General features: G+C 71.0%; 4 protein-coding genes. 2 read left to right on the top strand and 2 right to left on the bottom strand.

Annotated elements, in window-relative coordinates; genetic code table 11:
- Positions 1-32: 32 nt before the first annotated feature.
- Both BKA25_RS27735 and BKA25_RS11310 read left to right on the top strand, forming a co-directional pair.
- Positions 33-15,956 carry an SDR family NAD(P)-dependent oxidoreductase gene (locus tag BKA25_RS27735; RefSeq protein WP_446323466.1) on the top strand — a complete coding sequence of 5,308 codons (15,924 nt, stop codon included), beginning with the start codon at positions 33-35 and terminating at the stop codon, positions 15,954-15,956.
- A 51-nt stretch (positions 15,957-16,007) separates the two neighbouring features.
- Positions 16,008-17,003, top strand: coding sequence for a Gfo/Idh/MocA family protein (locus tag BKA25_RS11310; protein WP_069850008.1), 996 nt, complete (start codon positions 16,008-16,010; stop codon positions 17,001-17,003).
- Between the two features lie 69 nt (positions 17,004-17,072).
- On the opposite strand, the gene BKA25_RS11315 is transcribed toward BKA25_RS11310, so the two are convergent.
- The gene (locus BKA25_RS11315) at positions 17,073-18,254 is read right to left on the bottom strand and encodes a cytochrome P450 family protein (RefSeq protein WP_069850006.1); all 1,182 of its coding nucleotides are present in this window, start codon (positions 18,252-18,254) and stop codon (positions 17,073-17,075) included.
- Between the two features lie 61 nt (positions 18,255-18,315).
- The gene (locus tag BKA25_RS11320) at positions 18,316-19,149 is read right to left on the bottom strand and encodes a class I SAM-dependent methyltransferase (RefSeq protein WP_084643086.1); all 834 of its coding nucleotides are present in this window, start codon (positions 19,147-19,149) and stop codon (positions 18,316-18,318) included.
- Positions 19,150-19,156: the final 7 nt, after the last annotated feature.

Here is a 19,156-nt window from a genome sequence, read left to right on the forward strand (position 1 = left end):
AGGAGCCGGCCATGGAGAAACCCGCCCGCGACGTGGTCGAGGCACTGCGGTCCTCGCTGCTGGAGAATCAGCGCCTTCGCACCCGGAATCAGCGGCTCTCCGCCGAGGCGACCGAGCCGATCGTGATCATCGGAATGGCGTGTCGACTCCCCGGCGGGGTGCGGTCACCCGAGGATCTGTGGCGGCTCGTCGACCAGGACGGCGATGCGGTCGCCGACTTCCCCACCGACCGAGGTTGGGATCTGGAGGGACTGTTCGACTCCGACCCGGACCGGCCGGGCAGCTCCTACACGCGGCAGGGCGCCTTCCTCGACGACGTCGGGGAGTTCGACGCGGAGTTCTTCGGCATCTCGCCCCGCGAGGCCGTCGCCATGGACCCGCAGCAGCGACTCCTGCTGGAGACCTCCTGGGAGGCGTTCGAACGTGCTGGCATCGACGTGGCGTCCCGGCGGGGCGCGGACGTCGGCGTCTACATCGGCACCACCGGCCAGGACTACTCGCAACTTCTCGCGCAGGCGCGGGAGAACGCCGAGGGCTACGTACTGACGGGCAACGCCGCCAGTGTCCTGTCCGGCCGACTCGCCTACACCTTCGGTCTGCAGGGCCCGGCGGTGACAGTGGACACCGCGTGCTCGTCCTCCCTGGTCGCGCTGCACCTCGCCGTGCAGGCCGTCCGGCAGGGGAACTGTTCACTGGCCTTGGCGGGCGGTGTCACGGTGATGTCCACCCCGGGACCGTTCGTGGAGATGTCCCGGCAGCGCGGCCTGGCGACCGACGGCCGGTGCAAGGCCTTCGCCGACGCGGCGGATGGCACCGGCTTCTCCGAGGGCGTCGGCGTCCTGCTCGTCACCCGACTCTCGACGGCACGGCGACACGGGCACCCGGTACTCGCCGTGATCCGGGGCAGCGCAGTCAACCAGGATGGGGCCAGCAACGGACTCTCCGCGCCCAACGGTCCCGCCCAGCAGCGTGTCATCCGACAGGCACTGGCCGACGCCAGACTGACCGTCGCTGATGTCGACGCGGTGGAGGCACACGGCACGGGCACCACTCTGGGCGACCCGATCGAGGCGCAGGCGCTGCTGGCGACCTACGGGCAGGACCGCCCGCAGACCCCGTTGTACCTCGGCTCGGTGAAGTCGAACATCGGTCACGCCCAGGCCGCCGCCGGTGTGGCGGGAGTGATCAAGATGGTGGCGGCGTTGCGACACGGTCGACTGCCCCGCACCCTGCACGTCGACGAACCGACCGGTCACGTGGACTGGTCGTCGGGAGCGGTCCAGCTGTTGACCGAGGCGCGGGCATGGCCGGACGCAGGGCGACCCCGACGCGGCGCCGTGTCCGCCTTCGGAATCAGCGGCACCAACGCCCACCTGATCCTGGAACAGGCCCCCGATCCGAACCGGCCCGACACCGACGTCGATTCCGAATCCGGACCACAGGCGGAGCCCGCCGCCGACCGCGCTGCGACTTCCGCCGTACTCCCGCCCGACGTCCCGGTCCCGTGGGTGCTCTCCGCCCGCACCGCCGACGCACTCCGCGAGCAGGCGCGGCGGCTGCGCGATCGGGTCCTCGCCGACCCAGAGGTCTCGATCGCCGACATCGGTCTGTCGCTGGCCACCACCAGGTCGGCGCTGGAACATCGAGCCGCCGTGATCGGCGCCGACCGGGCCGACCTGGTGCGCGGCCTGACGGCGTTGGCCGAGGGAACGGGTGATCGGGACCTCGTCACCGGCTCCGCGCAGGACGGCAAGACGGTGTTCGTGTTCCCCGGACAGGGTTCGCAGTGGCCCGCGATGGCCCGTGAACTGCTGGCGACCTCACCGGTGTTCGCCGAGTCCATCGCCCGCTGTGCAACAGAGATCGAGCGGCACGTCGACTGGTCCCTGCTCGATGTCCTGCAGGGCACGTCCGATGCGCCGTTCGACCGTGTCGACGTCCAACAGCCGGTGCTCTTCGCCATGATGGTGTCGCTGGCCGAGTTGTGGCGTTCGCACGGCATCGATCCCGACGCGGTCGTCGGCCATTCCCAGGGGGAGATCGCCGCCGCGTTCTTCGCGGGCGGACTCACGCTCGCCGAGGCGGCCCGGATCGTCGCGGTGCGCAGCCGGGAGTGGTTGCAGGCCGCCGGACAGGGCGGCATGGTCTCCGTGCTGCTCCCCGTCGACGAGGTGCGCGAGCTGGTGCGCGAGGCGGGCCACGAACTGGCCGTCGCCGCGGTGAACAGCCCTCGGTCCTGCGTCGTGGTGGGCGAGCCCGTGGTGTGCGAGAAGTTCCTGGCCGGCTGCGAGGAGAAGGGCGTACGGGCCCGACGGGTGCCCGGTGTGGACATCGCCAGCCACTCGCCGCAGGTGGAGGTCCTGCGGACGCGGCTGTCCTCGGACTTCGCCTCGATCCAGCCGATCTCGGCAGGCGTGCCCTTCTACTCGACGGTGACCGGCGGCCCGCTGGACACCGGGGAGCTGACCGGCGACTACTGGTTCCGCAATCTGCGGCAGACCGTCCGCTTCGACGATGCAGTGCAGGCCCTGCGCCATGACGGACACGACCTCTTCGTCGAGGTCAGTCCCCATCCCGTGCTGCCCTCCTCGATGCAGGAGACCTTCGAGTCCTCCGGCGGCGGCGGTGCGGCCGTCGGCACGCTGCGCCGCGACGCGGGCGGGCCGGACCGATTCGTGCGAGCGCTTGCCGAGGCCTGGGTGCACGGAGCCACACCCGACTGGTCGGCCGTCTTCGCGGGCCGGTCGGCCTCGCGGGTCGAGTTGCCCACGTACGCCTTCCAGCGGCGACGGCACTGGGTGGACATCACGGGCGTCCGAGGTGGCGATGTCACCTCGGTGGGTCTCGCCGCCGTCGATCACCCCTTCGTCGGGGCGGTGCTCTCCATGGCCGACACCGACGGAGTGGTGGTGTCGGGGCGGATCTCGGCCGAGACCCTGCCGTGGCTGGGCGACCATCGGATCGGTGAGGCGGCGCTGCTGCCCGGCACCGGCTTCATCGAACTCGCCGTGCGCGCAGGCGACGAGGTCGGGTGCGGCCGGATCGTCGAGCTGACGCTCGAAGCGCCGTTGGTGCTGCCCGAGCGGGGCGGTGTGGCCGTGCGGGTCGTCATCGGCGCGGCCGACGCGGCAGGCGGTCGGTCGGTCACCGTGTCCTCCGCCTCCGACGGCTCGGTCGAAGCGGTCTGGACCCGCCACGCCGTCGGGGTTCTGGCGCCGTCGACAGAGGACGGTGTCGCGGGACCCGCGGAATGGCCCCCGAACGGTGCCCGCACGGTGCCGCTCGACGACTTCTACCGCCGGGCCGCCGAGGCGGGACTGCCCTACGGCGCAGCCTTCCGAGGTCTGGACGCGGTCTGGCGACGCGGCGATGAGGTGTTCGCCGAGGTGAGTCTGCCGGAATCGGTGCGGAGCGAGGCAGACCGGTACGGCCTGCATCCGGCGTTGCTGGACGCGGCCCTACAGGCCTCGGGTGCGGCGGCCTCGCCCGAGGGATCGGGACCGGTGCTGCTGCCCTTCTCGTGGGACGGGGTCGGCCTGCACGCCTCGGGAGCCGACCGGCTCCGCGTCCGACTCACGCCCGCCGGCCAGGACGCCACGACCCTGCTGGCGACCGACGCCGCCGGTCGGCCGGTGATCACGGTCGACCGTCTCGTCTTCCGTCCTGCCGGGGCGACTATCGCCGATCCCGCCGCGCGCGTCGCAGGAGAATCGCTGTTCCGGCTCGACTGGACGCCGATGGTCCGATCGGGGCCGACCGTGGATCACTCGCGGCGGCTCGCCGTGCTGGAGACGGGCGCCGTGCCTGCGCGCTGGGTCGGAGACGTCCCCGTCCTGCCCGATCCGACCTTCGCCGAGTGCGAGGCCGAGTCGGTGTTCCTGTTCTGCCCGCTCCCGGTCGGTGCGGGCGGATCCGTGGAGTCGGCAGCGGCGTCGGACGAGACGGTGCCGTCGGCCGTGTACACAGCCGTGACGATCGTGCTCGATGCGGTGCGGGGTTGGCTGGCCGGCGATCGGCCGGAAGCGGCACGACTCGTCGTGATCACCCGGGGCGCCGTCGCGGCGCTGCCGGGCGAGGACGTCGCCGACTTGGCGGGCGCCGCTGTGTGGGGACTGCTGCGTTCGGCGCAGACCGAGCACCCCGGACGGCTCCTGCTCATCGACGCTGATCGCGACGACGCCTCGCCCGCCGAGCTCGATGCCGTGGTGCGCGTCGCCCTCGACGGGGACGAGGCCCAGGTCGCCGTGCGCGACGGAGCCCTACTGGTGCCGAGACTGGCCCGCGCCGCCCGAACGGCCGAGCCGGACCGCGACGCGACGTGGGGTCCGGACGGCACCGTGCTGGTCACCGGTGGCACGGGCATGATCGGCGGGATGGTCGCGCGGCACCTCGCGCGAGACCACGGGGTCCGGCATCTGCTGCTCGCGAGTCGGCGTGGACCCGAGGCCCCCGGCGCGGCGGAGTTGGCCGCCGAACTGCGGGCCGAGGGTGCGACCGTGGCCGTCGCCGCCTGCGACGTGGCCGACCGTGGCGCGCTCGCCGACCTTCTCGCCGGAGTCGATCCCGATCAGCCGCTGACGGCCATCGTGCACACGGCGGGCGCAGTGGACGACGGGATGATCACCGACCTGGAGGCCGATCGCTTGCCCGCCGTGCTGCGGCCCAAGGTCGATGCCGCCTGGAACCTGCACGAGCTGACCACCGATCTGCCGCTGCGTGCCTTCCTGCTCTTCTCCTCCGCATCCGGCATCGTCGGCAACGCCGGGCAGGCCGGTTATGCGGCGGCGAACACCTTCCTCGACGGCCTCGCCGCGTACCGGCAGGCGCGCGGCCACACCGCACGATCGATGGCTTGGGGCCTGTGGGCACAGGTCAGCGAGTCGACGGCCTCGGCGAGCCGGGACGGTTTCGCCCCCATCACCCGCGCAGGCGTCACCGGACTCACCGAGGCCCAGGGCATGGCCCTGTTCGACGCCTGCGTGGCCGATGCGTCCCCGGTGCTCGTGCCCATGCGCTTGGACACCGCCGCAGGCGCGGACGGCCGCCACGAGGGCGGCGTCCCTGTCGTGCTGCGTGGCCTGGTGCGCGGCCCGCGTCGGCGGACCGCCGAGACGGGCGTCGCCGACGTCGAAGACCTGCGCCGCAGGTTGATCGGCCTGCCCCGGGACGAACAGGTCGTGTTCCTACTCGGTCTGGTGCGGACCGAGATCGCCGCAGTTCTCGGACACGAGTCGGCGGCGACCGTGGCCCCCGACCGTGCCTTCAAGGAACTGGGCTTCGACTCGCTCACCTCGGTGCAGCTGCGCAACCGGCTCACCTCGGTCGTCGGTCTGCGGCTTCCCGCATCGTTGGTCTTCGACTACCCGACCCCGCTGGCGCTGACGGAGTTCCTGCTGACCCAGGCGGTCGGATCCGAGGAGCCGCGACAGGTCGTCGCCCCGACGGCCGCGCTGGACGGCGACGACGTGGCGATCGTCGGCATGGCCTGTCGTTATCCCGGCGGCGTCGGCTCCCCGGAAGACCTGTGGGCGCTGCTCGCCGAGGGCGGCGACGCGATCGGCGGCTTCCCATCGGACCGCGACTGGAATCTGGAAGCCCTGTTCGACTCCGCCACCGGGTCGGCCGCTCGCGCGGGTGGATTCCTGCATGACGTGGCGGAGTTCGATGCGGGTTTGTTTGGGATTTCGCCGCGTGAGGCGGTGGCGATGGATCCGCAGCAGCGGTTGTTGTTGGAGGCGTCGTGGGAGGCGTTGGAGCGGGCGGGTATTGCGCCGTCGTCGGTGAAGGGGAGTCCGACGGGGGTCTTCGCGGGCGTGATGTACAGCGACTACCTGAGCAGGCTCACGGTGGTCCCCGACGGCGCCGAGGGCTATCTCAGCACCGGCGGATCCAACAGCGTCGCGTCGGGTCGGATTGCTTATACGTTTGGTTTTGAGGGTCCGGCGGTGACGGTGGATACGGCGTGTTCGTCGTCGTTGGTGGCGTTGCATTTGGCGGCGCAGTCGTTGCGTGCTGGTGAGTGCTCGATGGCCCTGGCCGGTGGGGTGACGGTGATGTCGACGCCGGGTGGTTTTGTGGAGTTCTCTCGGCAGGGTGGTCTGGCGTCGGATGGTCGGTGTAAGTCGTTCGCGGAGGGTGCGGACGGCACCGGCTTCTCCGAGGGCGTCGGGCTGGTGGTGTTGGAGCGGTTGTCCGATGCGGTGCGTAACCGTCGTCGGGTGTTGGCGGTCCTCAAGGGTTCGGCGGTCAATCAGGATGGTGCGTCGAATGGGTTGACGGCGCCGAATGGTCCGTCGCAGCAGCGGGTGATTCGGCAGGCGTTGGCGAATGCGGGTTTGTCCCCTCGGGACATCGATGTGGTGGAGGCGCATGGCACCGGGACTCGGTTGGGCGATCCGATCGAGGCGCAGGCTCTGTTGGCGACCTATGGGCACGGTCGTTCCGAGGACAAGCCGTTGTTCCTGGGTTCGGTGAAGTCGAACATCGGGCACACCCAGGCCGCTGCGGGTGTCGCGGGTGTGATCAAGATGGTCGAGGCGATGCGTCATGGCGTGTTGCCGAGGACGTTGCATGCCGAGGAGCCCACGCCCCAGGTGGATTGGTCTGCGGGTGCGGTGGAGTTGTTGACCGAGTCGCGGTCGTGGCCGGAGGTGGGTCGTCCGCGTCGTGCTGCGGTGTCGTCGTTCGGGATCAGCGGGACCAACGCCCACGTCATCCTGGAGCAGCCACCCGCCCTGGACAACGCCCCGGAGACCGACGACGAGCCGCAGAGCGATGCCCCGCTGATCTCCTGGGTCCTCTCGGGCCGCTCCGCCGAGGCACTGCGCGACCAGGCTGCTCGGCTGGCCCGCCACGTCGAATCGACCCCCGACGCGTCACTCGCCGCGCTCGCCCATGCCCTCACGAGCAGCAGGTCCGAATTGGACCATCGCGCCGTCGTCCTCGGTACCGACCGCGCCGAGTTGTCCGCCGGGCTGGCGGCGTTGGCGGAAGGACGAGACGCGGCGGGCGTCGTCGTCGGCCGAGCGGGCGACGCGGGTTCGCTCGGCACCGCGTGGGTGTTCCCGGGCCAGGGGTCGCAGTGGACCGGCATGGCCGCCGACCTGCTGACCGACGAGGTGTTCGCCGAGACGCTGGCCGAATGCGAATCGGCATTGGCGCCGTGGGTGGACTTCTCCGTGACCGAGGTGCTGCGCGGTGGCGACGACGCGCTGTCGGCCAGAGTCGATGTCGTGCAGCCGCTGCTCTGGGCGGTGATGGTTGCGCTGGCCGCCGTGTGGCGGGCACGAGGCGTCGCCCCGAGTGTCGTGGTGGGCCATTCCCAGGGGGAGATCGCCGCCGCGACCGTGGCCGGCCTGCTCTCCATCGCCGAGGGCGCCCGCCTGGTGGCCGGCCGCTCCCGACTCATCGCGCGAAGGCTGTCCGGACGCGGCGGGATGCTGGCCGTCGAGGCGAGCATCGACGAGGTGCGCCGCTGGGCGGCGGACGCCGACGAGCGAACCCCCCGCGATCAGGGTCCCGTCGGCGACACCGACACCGACGCCGACCCGATGTCCGACGCCGACCTGACGTCCGATGCCGTCGACGCCGTGGGTGCTCGGGTGTCCGTGGGTGTGGTGAACGGGCCTGGCCAGGTGGTGTTGTCGGGCGATCGGTCGGTGTTGGAATCGGTGGCTGGGGGGTGTGTCGAGCGCGGGGTGCGGGTCCGGTGGTTGCCGGTGGACTACGCATCGCATTCGCCGCAGGTGGCGGCGATTCGACAGGAGTGGCTTGCGGTGGCGGGTGTGGTGGAGACCCGGCCCGGCACGGTGCCGATGGTCTCCTCGGTGACGGGCGAACCGATCGTCTCCGCTGATCTCGATGCGGAGTACTGGTATCGGAATCTGGCGGAGGCCGTTCGCTACGACCAGGCCGTGGAGTCGGCGGTGCGGCAGGGGTTCCGCCGGTTCCTGGAGGTCAGCCCCCACCCCGTCCTGACCTGGCCCACCGTGCACGCCGTGGAACGACTCGTTCCCAACCCGGATGCTCAGCACGGCGCGCGTGGTGCCGCCGCCGAGTCCTCGGAGATCACCGCCGAGCTGAGCGGTGGCTCCGGGGGATCGCTGGTGGTAGGCAGCCTGCGGCGCGACCACGATGGTCCGCGCGTACTGGCGGAGGCGGCGGCCGCGCTGTGGACCGCCGGGGTGCCGCTGCACTGGCCCGCGCTCCTGCCCGCACCCCGGTCCGGCCCGGCCGCCGACCTGCCCACCTACGCCTTCCAACGAACCCGACATTGGCTCGACCCGCAGATCACGGCCACCGAGCCTGCAGGCGACCGGCTCGACACGACCTTCTGGAACAGCATCGAGGACCAGGACGTCCCGGCGCTCGCCGCCAGCCTCTCCGTCACAGCGGAGACTCCGTTGAGCGTGGTCGTCCCCGCGCTCGCCGCCTGGCGGCGGCGTAGACACACCCAGGACATCGTGGACTCGTGGCGCTACCGGATCTCGTGGCGGCGGCTGACCACGCCCGCCCGGACGGGCTTGGCCGGGCGCTGGCTCATCATGGAGCCCGTCACCGGTGACGATTCCGACCTGCGAGAGTGGCTGCACGCCGCGCTGCGCGGGGCGGGTGCCGAACCGATCGGCATCGAGGTCCCGCCGACCACCGACCGCAGCGGTCTCGCCGACCGACTCGCCCCGTTCATCGGTGACGAGGCGGTCGGGGTGATCTCGCTGCTCGGCATGGACGCTGCGACGCACCCGGCTCATACGGTGGTGCCCTCGGGAGTCGCGGGCACCCTAGTCCTGGCCCAGGCATTGAGTGATCTCGGAGTCGCCTCGCCGCTGTGGTGTCTCACCCGAGGCGCAGTGCACGTCGAGGGCAGTCGAGAGATGCTCGTCCCGGAGCAGGCGCAGGTCTGGGGACTCGGTCGGGTCGTTGCCGCCGAGCATCCGACCAGCTGGGGCGGCCTCGTCGATCTACCCGAGGTGCTCGACGACCGGGCGGGCGCTCGACTGTGCGCGGTCCTGGCCGGACTCGACGACGAGGACGAGGCGGCGATCCGGCCGTCGGGCGTCTTCGGTCGACGCCTCGTCCATGCCGAGCCCGCCGCGCGGGCAGGCGGCACCACGGCCGATCCAAGGCAGGAAGCCGACGGCTGGACGCCGAGCGGCACGGTGCTGGTGACCGGAGGCACCGGAGCGCTCGGCGCCAGGGTTGCGCGCTGGTTGGCGGAACGGGGCGCCGAGCATCTGGTGCTCACCAGTAGGCGAGGGCTCGACGCGCCGGGTGCGCGCGAGTTGGAACGGGAACTCGCCGCCGTCGGAGTCCCGGTGACCGTCGCGGCGTGCGACGTAGCCGATCGAGACGCGCTGGCCCGGGTCCTGGCGGACATCCCGGCCGCCACGCCCCTGACGGCCATCGTCCACACCGCGGCCATGCTCGATGACGCCGTCGTCGACTCACTGACCGTCGAGCAGCTCGACAATGCGATGCGGGCCAAGGTGCAGGGCGCGAGGAACCTCGATGAGCTGACCGAGGAGCACGATCTGAGTGCCTTCGTGCTCTTCTCCTCGTTGGCGGGATCGGTCGGCATCCCCGGTCAGGCGGCCTACGCACCCGGAAACGCGTTCCTGGACGCTCTCGCCCGACAGCGGCGGGATCGCGGTCGCACTGCGACCTCCATCGCCTGGGGACACTGGGCGGGCGGCGGCATCGCCGCGGAGGACATCGAGGACGTGCTGCGTCGTCGTGGCACGGCGGACATGCCGCCCGAGACGGCCTTGACCGCACTCGCGCAGGCGCTCGACGCCGACGAGACCTGCCTCGCGGTGGCGGACATGCGCTGGGACACGATGGCTCGCGGCTACGACGCGGCGCGGCCGCATCCGCTGCTGCGCGAGCTACCCGAGACCCGTCGCAGGCAGGAGGCCGACCGGGAACGGTCGAGCGGATCGGACGCATCGGGCGCGGGCCTCGCCGGGCGTTTGGCCGACAAGACCGAGCCAGAGCAGCGTCGGCTGCTGGCGGAGCTGATCGCCGCGAAGGCCGCCGCCGTCCTCGGACACGCCTCGTCCTCGGAGGTGGAGGCGGATCGTGCCTTCCGGGAACTGGGGTTCGACTCGCTCACCGCCGTCGAGTTCCGCAATCAGCTGGGCCTGATCACCGGGCTGAGCCTGCCCGCCACGGTGGTCTTCGACCATCCCACGGTCACCGCCCTGGCGGAGCACCTGCGACAACTCCTCGTCGGAGCCCGGCCGGAGGCCGTGGTTCGCGTGGGTGCCGACGTCGGCGACGATCCGATCGCCATCGTGGCACTCGGCTGTCGATTCCCCGGCGCGGTGCATTCGCCTGCCGACTTCTGGGACCTGCTGTCCCGCGACGGCGACGCCATCACCGACTTCCCGGACGATCGAGGCTGGGATGTGGCCGGTCTGCGCGCACTAGGGCGGGAGTCCTCCGAGACTACCTACGCCCGGGCGGGCGGTTTCGTCGACGACGTGACTCGCTTCGATGCGGACTTCTTCGGAATCTCGCCTCGGGAGGCGACCGCGATGGACCCGCAGCAGCGGCTGCTGCTGGAGACGTCGTGGGAGGCCTTCGAACGGGCGGGCGTCGATCCGACCGTTCTACGCGGGCAGGACGTCGGCGTCTTCGTCGGCTCGAACAACCAGGACTACGCCCGGCTCATGGCCGACGTCCCGTCCGCCGCCGGCTATCTGAGCACCGGTGGCACGGCCAGCGTCCTGTCGGGTCGGATTGCTTATACGTTTGGTTTTGAGGGTCCGGCGGTGACGGTGGATACGGCGTGTTCGTCGTCGTTGGTGGCGTTGCATTTGGCGGCGCAGTCGTTGCGTGCTGGTGAGTGCTCGATGGCCCTGGCCGGTGGGGTGACGGTGATGTCGACGCCGGGTGGTTTTGTGGAGTTCTCTCGGCAGGGTGGTCTGGCGTCGGATGGTCGGTGTAAGTCGTTCGCGGAGGGTGCGGACGGCACCGGTTTCTCCGAGGGCGTCGGGGTCCTCGTCCTGCAGCGGTTGTCGGATGCGGTGGCGAACGGTCGTCGTGTTCTGGCGGTGGTGAAGGGTTCGGCGGTCAATCAGGACGGTGCGTCCAATGGGCTCACGGCGCCGAACGGTCCGTCGCAGCAGCGGGTGATCCGGCAGGCCATGGCGAACGCAGGAGTGTCCTCGCCGGACGTCGACGTCGTCGAGGCGCACGGCACCGGGACTCCGCTCGGCGATCCGATCGAGGCACAGGCGTTGTTGGCGACCTACGGCCGGGATCGTGAGCCGGAGAATCCGGTGTTCCTGGGTTCGGTGAAGTCGAACATCGGGCACACCCAGGCCGCTGCGGGTGTCGCGGGTGTGATCAAGATGGTGTTGGCGTTGGAGCACGGGGTGCTGCCGTCGACCCTGCACGTGGACGAGCCGAGTCCCGAGGTGGACTGGTCCTCGGGTGCGGTGGAATTGTTGACCGAGTCCCGGCCGTGGCCCGAGGTGGACCGGCCGCGTCGGGCGGCGGTGTCGTCGTTCGGGATCAGCGGGACCAACGCCCACCTCATCCTCGAACAGGCCCCGGCCGCCGACCGAAGCACCCGGCGAGTCGGCGAAGCGAACGCGTCCGGTGCCGCTCCGGTCATCCCCTGGGTACTGTCCGGTCGGTCGGAGGCCGCGCTGCGCGCGCAGGCCCTGCGACTGCGGGCGGCGGTGTCGGCCGACGCCGGCCTCTCGCCGACTGCGGTGGCTCATGCCCTGATCACCACGCGCGCCCGTCACGAACAGCGTGCCGTGGTCCTCGGAACCGATCGCCACGAGCTGGCCGCGGGAGTGGACGCCGTGGCCGAGTGGCATGACCAGCCGGGCGTGGTCCTCGGCGCGGCACGCAACGGCGGTCGGATCGGCCTGGTCTTCTCGGGCCAGGGAACGCAGTATCCGGGGATGGGCCGCGACCTGTACGAGGCCCATCCCGTGTTCGCGGAGGCCTTCGACGAGGTGTGCGCGGAACTGGACCCGCTCCTTGGGTTCTCCCTGCGCGGCGCACTCTTCGCCACCGAGGAAGCGGCGCGGGACCGGGCCGAGGAGAAGACGGACCCCGCCGTCGAGGGCTCGTCGACCACCGATGAGCGAGCCGACGTGCGGATCCTCCGTGCCGTCGACGCGACCGGATTGGCACAGCCCGCGCTGTTCGCGGTGGAGGTCGCGCTCGTCCGATTGCTGGCCTCGTTCGGCGTGACGCCCGCCGCAGTGGCGGGCCATTCGCTCGGCGAGGTCACCGCAGGCTTCATCGCCGGGGTGTGGACGCTGCCCCAGGCGTGCCGGGTGGTGGCCGCGCGAGCCGGGCTCATGCAGGCGCTTCCCGAGGGCGGGGCGATGGCGTCGATCGCCGCCACCGAGAACGAGGTGCGCGCCGCACTGGCCGACCTCGACGCGACCGAGGTGAGCATCGCGGCCGTCAACGGCCCGGTGTCCACGGTGGTGTCCGGCGATGCCGACGCGGTCGGCCTCGTCGTCGAGTGGTGGCGTGACCTCGGGCGTCGCGTACGGCCGCTGTCGGTGTCCCACGCCTTCCATTCCGCCCTCATGGACCCGCTGCTCGACGACTTCGGACGCACCCTCTCCACCGTCGACTTCACCGCGCCGGAGCTGCCGCTGATCTCGACCGTCACCGGAGCGCTGCTCGACAGCGAGACGGCGACGTCGGCCGACTACTGGGTGCGGCAGACCCGCGAACCGGTCCGCTACGCCGACGCCGCGCGCGCTCTGCGCGATCTCGACATCACGACGGTGATCGAGGTGGGCCCCGGCGGAGTGCTGACCGCGCTGACCAGAGATGCACTCGACTCCCCGGCGGACTCCGACACAGGCGGCCGGGTTCGCGGCGACGGCGCGGCACCGGGTCCAGCTGGGTCGGTGTCGACCCTGGCTCTGCTGCGAAGTGGTCGGAGCGAATCGACGTCCTTCGTCACCGCACTGGCCGCCTTGGAGGTCGCGGGGTATGCCGTGGACTGGACGGTGCTGCTGCCCGAGCACGTCGAGGCCGTGGAGTTGCCGACCTACGCCTTCCAACGGGAGCGTTTCTGGCTGGACGCGACCCGCACCCGCGCGGACGCCGACGGACTCGGGTTGGTCCCGGCGGGCCACCCGGTGCTCGGTGCCCGAGTGGAGCTGCCCGATACCGGCGATGTCGTTCTCACCGGCCGGGTCTCCACGGTGCTGCAGTCGTGGACCGCAGACCATCAGGTGGGCCACGCCGTGGTGTTCCCCGGTACCGGGCTGGTCGACTGGGTGCTCCACGCCGCACAGGACCTTCCCGGCCTTCCCAACCCGGAGATCGAGGAGCTGACGCTGCACGCCCCGGTGCTCCTGCCGTCGACCGGAGCCCTCACCGTCCGGGTCCACCTGCACCGACAGACTCTCGACGGCCACCCGGCGGACGCGGAGACGATCGAAGACGAGTCGTACTCCGACAGCCCGGCCCGTCGGGTCACCGTCCACACGCGACGCGAGGATGACCCGTCGTCCGCGTGGACCCTGCACGCCACCGGGTCCGTCGTGCCCGGCGAGCCAGATGCCGGTGTGGCGGAGTCCCTCGGAAGTGCGGCCTGGCCGCCCTCCGACGCGGTGCCGCTGACCGTCGACGGGTTCTACGACCAGGCCGAACTCGTCGGGCTGCGGTACGGACCGACCTTCCGAGGGTTGCGTGCCGCCTGGCAGCGCGACGACGTCGTCTTCGCCGAGGTGGCCCTGCCTGCGGCGACGGCCGACGACGGCGACGGCTTCGGGCTGCATCCCGCGCTACTCGACGCCGCGCTGCACGCGGCAGGTCTCGTCACGACCAGCGAGGACGACGACACCGACCCGGCGTCCTCGGCGGCGCGGCTGCCCTTCTCCTGGACGGGGGTCCGGCTGTACGCGGTGGGCGCCACGCACCTGAGGGTCCGCCTCACCGCGCTGCCTCACGGCGGCCTGTCGCTCTTGCTCGCCGACGGTGAGGGAAACCCGGTCGCCGCCGTGCGCGAGTTGGCGCTGCGTCCGGTCGTCGCCGATCAGTACACCCCCGCCGAGCGGTCGGTGGCGTCCTCGCTGTACCAGGTCGACTGGACTCCGGTCGTCCGCACCACGCCGCAGGACCAGGACCAGCACTGGGCGCAGCTCGGCCCCGATCACCTCGGTGTCCTGCCGGGGCTGCGCGCCGCAGGCGTCGAAGTCCTCGCCGCCGGCACTCTCGACGATCTCGACGGGGCACGGCCTCCAGCGGTGGTCGTGTTCCAACCGCACGCGCAAGCCTCGGAAGGGCAGGCAGCCGCGGCCGGTGCGATGGTCGAGTCGACGCTTGCCACCGTGCAGGACTGGCTGGCGGCCGACCACCTGGTCGGCACCAGGCTGCTCGTACTCACCAGGGGGGCGACCTCGGTGACGGCGGACGGCGATGTGGCCGATCCGGCCGCCGCCGCAGTCTGGGGGCTGCTCCGCTCCGCGCAGTCCGAGTATCCGGGACGGATCGAGGTCGTCGACCTCGACGACGACCCGGATTCGATCCGCGCATCGGTCGTCGCGGCTGACGAACCCGCTCTCGCCGTCCGGGCGGGCCGCGCCTTCGCTCCACGGCTCGCCCGATCGACGGACGACGGGCCGGGCATGCCCGACCTCGACCCGGCAGGTGCGGTGCTCATCACCGGCGGCACCGGGGCGCTGGGTGCCGACGTGGCCCGGCATCTCGTTGCCGAGCACGGTGTGCGCCATCTGGTGCTCACCAGCAGACGGGGTGCCGACGCCCCGGGTGCCGACTCCTTGACCGCCGAGCTGACCGAGGCGGGCGCCTCGGTGTCGATCCTGGCCTGCGACGTCGGTGATCGGGACGCGCTGACTCACCTGCTCGCCGAGATCAGACGTCACCGTCGCCTGGTGGGCGTCGTGCACACGGCGGGCGTGCTGGCCGACGGCGTGATCGCGTCGATGAACGCCGAGCAGGTACGGACCGTGTTCCGGCCCAAGGTCGACGGTGCCTGGCACCTGCACGAACTGACCGCAGCCGACGACCTTGCGCTGTTCGTGCTCTACTCCTCGGCGGCGGGCGTGCTCGGAGCGCCGGGGCAGGGCAATTACGCCGCGGCGAATACCTTCCTCGACGCGCTCGCCCAGCACCGACGGGCAGGAGGCCTCGTCGCGACGAGCCTTGCCTGGGGCGCGTGGGACGAGACGGCGGGCGGCATGGCCGCGAACCTGGCTGCGGACGAACGTCGTCGACAGACGGATCGGGGAGCGGCGGCCTGGTCGGTCGAGGACGGCCTGGCGGCGTTCGACCTCGGCTGTGGCAGCGCCAGGCCGGTGATCGTTCCCATCCACCTGAAGATCGCGCGGGTCGATCCGGGGCGGGAGCGGGACATCCCCGCGATCCTCCGAGGGCTGGTGCCCTCGCGGCCCGCAGCCGCGGGTGCGACCGGTCGACGCGCGACGTTCGCCGCCGACCTGCCCACCCTGTCCTCAGAGGATCGGGACCGAGCCGTGCTGGAACTGGTACGCCGGGAGGCCGCTACGGCGCTCGGCCACCAGACGTCCGACGCGGTGCGCGCTCAACGACCGTTCACCGACCTGGGCTTCGACTCGCTCACCTCGGTCGAACTGCGTAACGCGCTCGCCGCCGCCACCGGACTCGCCCTGCCTGCGACGCTGGTGTTCGACTATCCGACGCCCGCCGCGCTGGCCGAGTATCTGCTGGCCGAGCTGGTCGTCCCGGAGGATGCCGCCGACGTCGGCGACCTGGTGCGTGGGCTGGACCGACTGCAGGAGGAACTGCCGTTCCTGTCCGCTCAGGACCCTCGGCTGTCCGTGCTGGCTGATCGGCTACGCAGCCTCACGGCGGAGATCGAGGCACGGTCGACGGCCTCGGTGTCGACGCCACCGGCAGGCGGACTCGACGCGGCCACCGACGAGGAGATCTTCGACTTCATCGATCGGGATCTCGGCCTCTCCTGAAGAGACGAGCCAGGGCCCCGGCCCGACGAGTGTGAACGAGACAGGAGAGACATGGACCGCACCACGTCGGGCCACGCCGTGCGTTTCGGATTGCTGGGTTGCGCCGACATCGCCGCACGACGCACGCTGCCCGCGCTGGCCGAGGTCGACCAGGCCCGGTTGGTCGCCGTGAGCAGCCGAGACGCCGCCAAGGCCGCGGACTTCGCGACGAGATTCGACGCGCTCGCCGTGACCGGCTATCAACGACTGCTCGACTCGGCGGACATCGACGCGGTGTACATCCCGCTGCCGCCCGCGCTTCACGCGGAATGGGTGGAGAAGGCACTGCACGCGGGCCGACATGTCCTCGTGGAGAAGCCGCTCTCCACCGATCCCGGCACCACCGCGCGTTTGCTCCGACTCGCCGAGGAGCGCGGACTGGTGCTCATGGAGAACTCGATGTACCTCCGCCATTCCCAGCACGCCGCCGTGCAGGACCTCATGGCCAAGGGCGCGATCGGGGAGGTTCTCGGCTTCGAGAGCACCTTCGTCATCCCGCCGCGCCCGGAGTCCGACATCAGGCACGTCCGAGAACTCGGCGGTGGGGCGCTGTTGGACGTCGGCCCGTATCCGCTGGGTGCCGCCCTGCACTTCCTCGGACCGGACCTGGAGTTCGTGGGCGCGGTCCTGCGGCACGACCGGCGGCGCGACGTCGACCTGTCGGGGAGCGTGCTGCTGACCACCGCGACCGGTGCGCAGATCCGCCTGGGATTCGGCCTGGAGAACTCCTACCGCTCCCACTACGGCGTGGCGGGCAGCACGGGACGGATCGATCTGGAGCGGGCCTTCACCCCGCACCAGACGCATCGGCCGGTCATCGTGCTGGACCGGTCGGGCGACCGCGAGGAGATCGTCCTGCCCGCCGACCACCAGTTCCGGGCCATGATCGTCGAGTTCGCCGATGTGGTCCGAGGCGACCGCCGTCCGAACGAGTCGACGGCGCGCTCCCGACGACTGGCCGGACTGGTGGCCGAGATCCACCACCGTGCCCGGCGGGTGTACCGCTGAACGACGCGGAAAGGCCGGTCACCCCGAGACGACAATGGGATGACCGGCCTGCATGGCGCGGGGTGAACCTCAGCGCAGCGTGAGGGGGAGCCTGCGGACTCCCCGCCGCGCCACTCCATCGAGCCACTCCACCGGGGCGTCCGGGTCGGCGAGGGTCGTCTCGGGATGGCGGGCCAACAGCATGGCGACGGCGATCTCCGCCTCCAACTGGGCGAGATGCGCCCCGATGCAGAAATGCCTGCCGTGGCCGAAAGCGAGATGCGCGATGTCGCTGCGGTGCAGATCGAAGTCCGCAGGCGCGTCGAAACGCTCCGGGTCGCGGTTGCCGATGCCCAGACCGATCATCACGTGCTCGTTCGCCGGGATCTCCACGCCGCCGATCACCACCGGCTCCGTGGTGTACCGCGCGCCCGCCGAGGGCACCGGCGACTCGAAGCGCAGCACCTCCTCGACGGCCGAACGGATCAGGGCGGGATCGTCGAGGACCTCGCGCAGCTGCGCGGGAGAGCGAAGCAAAGTGACGACGGTGTTGCCGATCAGATTCGTCACCGTCTCGTGGCCCGCTCCGACCAGGGCGAACGCCATGCTGAGCAGCTCGGTGTCGTCCAGCGAGTCGGAACCGTCCCGCACCGCCGTCAACTCGGAGAGCAGATCACCGGTCGGTTCGGCACGCTTCGCCGCGATGAGCTGTGAGAAGTACGCCATGAGACTGCCGAACGCCGCCTCCAGCTCGTCGGCGGGCGCCGCCCCGATCGCCGCCATCGTGGCGAACCAGCCCCGCAGCGCGTCGTGGTCGGAACTCGGGACGCCGAGCATCTGGCAGATCACCGTCAACGGCAGCGGATGCGCGTACTGCGAGATCAGGTCGACCTCGGACCGATCGTCGATCGAGTCGAGCAGCTCGGTGGCGGTCTGCTCGATGACCGGACGCAGCGTCGCGATGTAGCGGGGGGTGAACACCTTGGCCACCAGCCGTCGGAGCCGGAGGTGGTCGGGCGGATCGGAGTTGCCCATGTGTCGGAAGCCCACCGGCGCAGGTGCCTTGCCGTTCGCCGGATCGTTGGACAGCCTCGGATCGTTGAGCGCCTCGCGCGCGTCGCTGTAGCGGGTGATCAGCCAGGCCTCCTCCCCATGCGGAAGGGTGACCCGGTGAACCGGTGCCTCGGTGCGTAGGCGGTCGTACCAGGGGTAGGGGTCGTCTCGAATCTCCTGAGGCAATCGGCCGTATTGGTCTAGAAGGCGCTCACTCATGCTCTCGGCTCCTCGTGAGGCTGCGGGCCCTGCGGTCGGCGTGGGCGCGGCGGCGTGTCGGCTACCTCGTCGACGCGGCGCGACGGCCGACCACGACGAGGTAGCCGATCTCGCTGGCGCCGGATAGCGGTGCGACGGCGCGCTTCATCAGGTCGTCGGCCTGATCTCCGTAGCGGCTCTCGATCTCTTCGCGAATCCGGCTGAACTGGGTGCCCAACCGCTGCGGGGTGTACTTGGTGTGCTCGGTGACGTCGAGCAGTTCCTCGATCGCGATGTCGGTCCCGCTCAGCAGCTCGTGGTAGTCCTCGGCGCGGGGAAGCGGGTCCACCTCGACCTGGAACGCCAGCTCCGCGACCGACTTCGCCTCGGTGCCCTTCGGTGCGCGCTCGATCATGTCCGTGATCACGAGCCTGCCGCCTGGCTTGAGGACTCTGGCCATCTCGGCCAGCGCGGTGGTGCGGTCCATGTGGATGATCGACTCGAAGGCCAGCACCGCGTCGAAGGACGCATCGGGGAACGGCATCTTCATGGCGTTCTCCAGCTGGAAGCTCACCTGGTCGCCGAGACCGGACTCCTCGACCCGACGGGTCGCCTCGGTGACCTGGTGTCTGCTGATGGTGACGCCGACGACCGCCGCACCGGTCGTGCGCGCGATGCGCATGGCGGGCTTGCCGAACCCACACCCCACATCGAGCACCCGATGGCCCTCGCCGATGCCGAGCTTGCCGATCAGGATGTCGGTGAAGCGGTCGGTGGCCTCTTCGACGCTGCTCTCGTCGTCATCGCCGAGCCAGTAGCCGAAATGGCAGTTGTCGTCCCACACGTCGCGTAGCGCGGGGCCGACCAGATCGTAGAAATCGCCGATCTCGTCGGCGGAGGGGATGTTCTGAGTCACTGTCCTG

Origin of the sequence: Actinoalloteichus hymeniacidonis, from assembly GCF_014203365.1 — a bacterium.
Lineage (GTDB): Bacteria > Actinomycetota > Actinomycetes > Mycobacteriales > Pseudonocardiaceae > Actinoalloteichus_A > Actinoalloteichus_A hymeniacidonis.

Bases quoted from the DNA above. Each gene is read 5' to 3' on its own strand.
- BKA25_RS11310 (WP_069850008.1), top strand. From the start codon at position 16,008: ATGGACCGCACCACGTCGGGCCACGCCGTGCGTTTCGGATTGCTGGGT.
- BKA25_RS11315 (WP_069850006.1), bottom strand. From the start codon at position 18,254: ATGAGTGAGCGCCTTCTAGACCAATACGGCCGATTGCCTCAGGAGATT.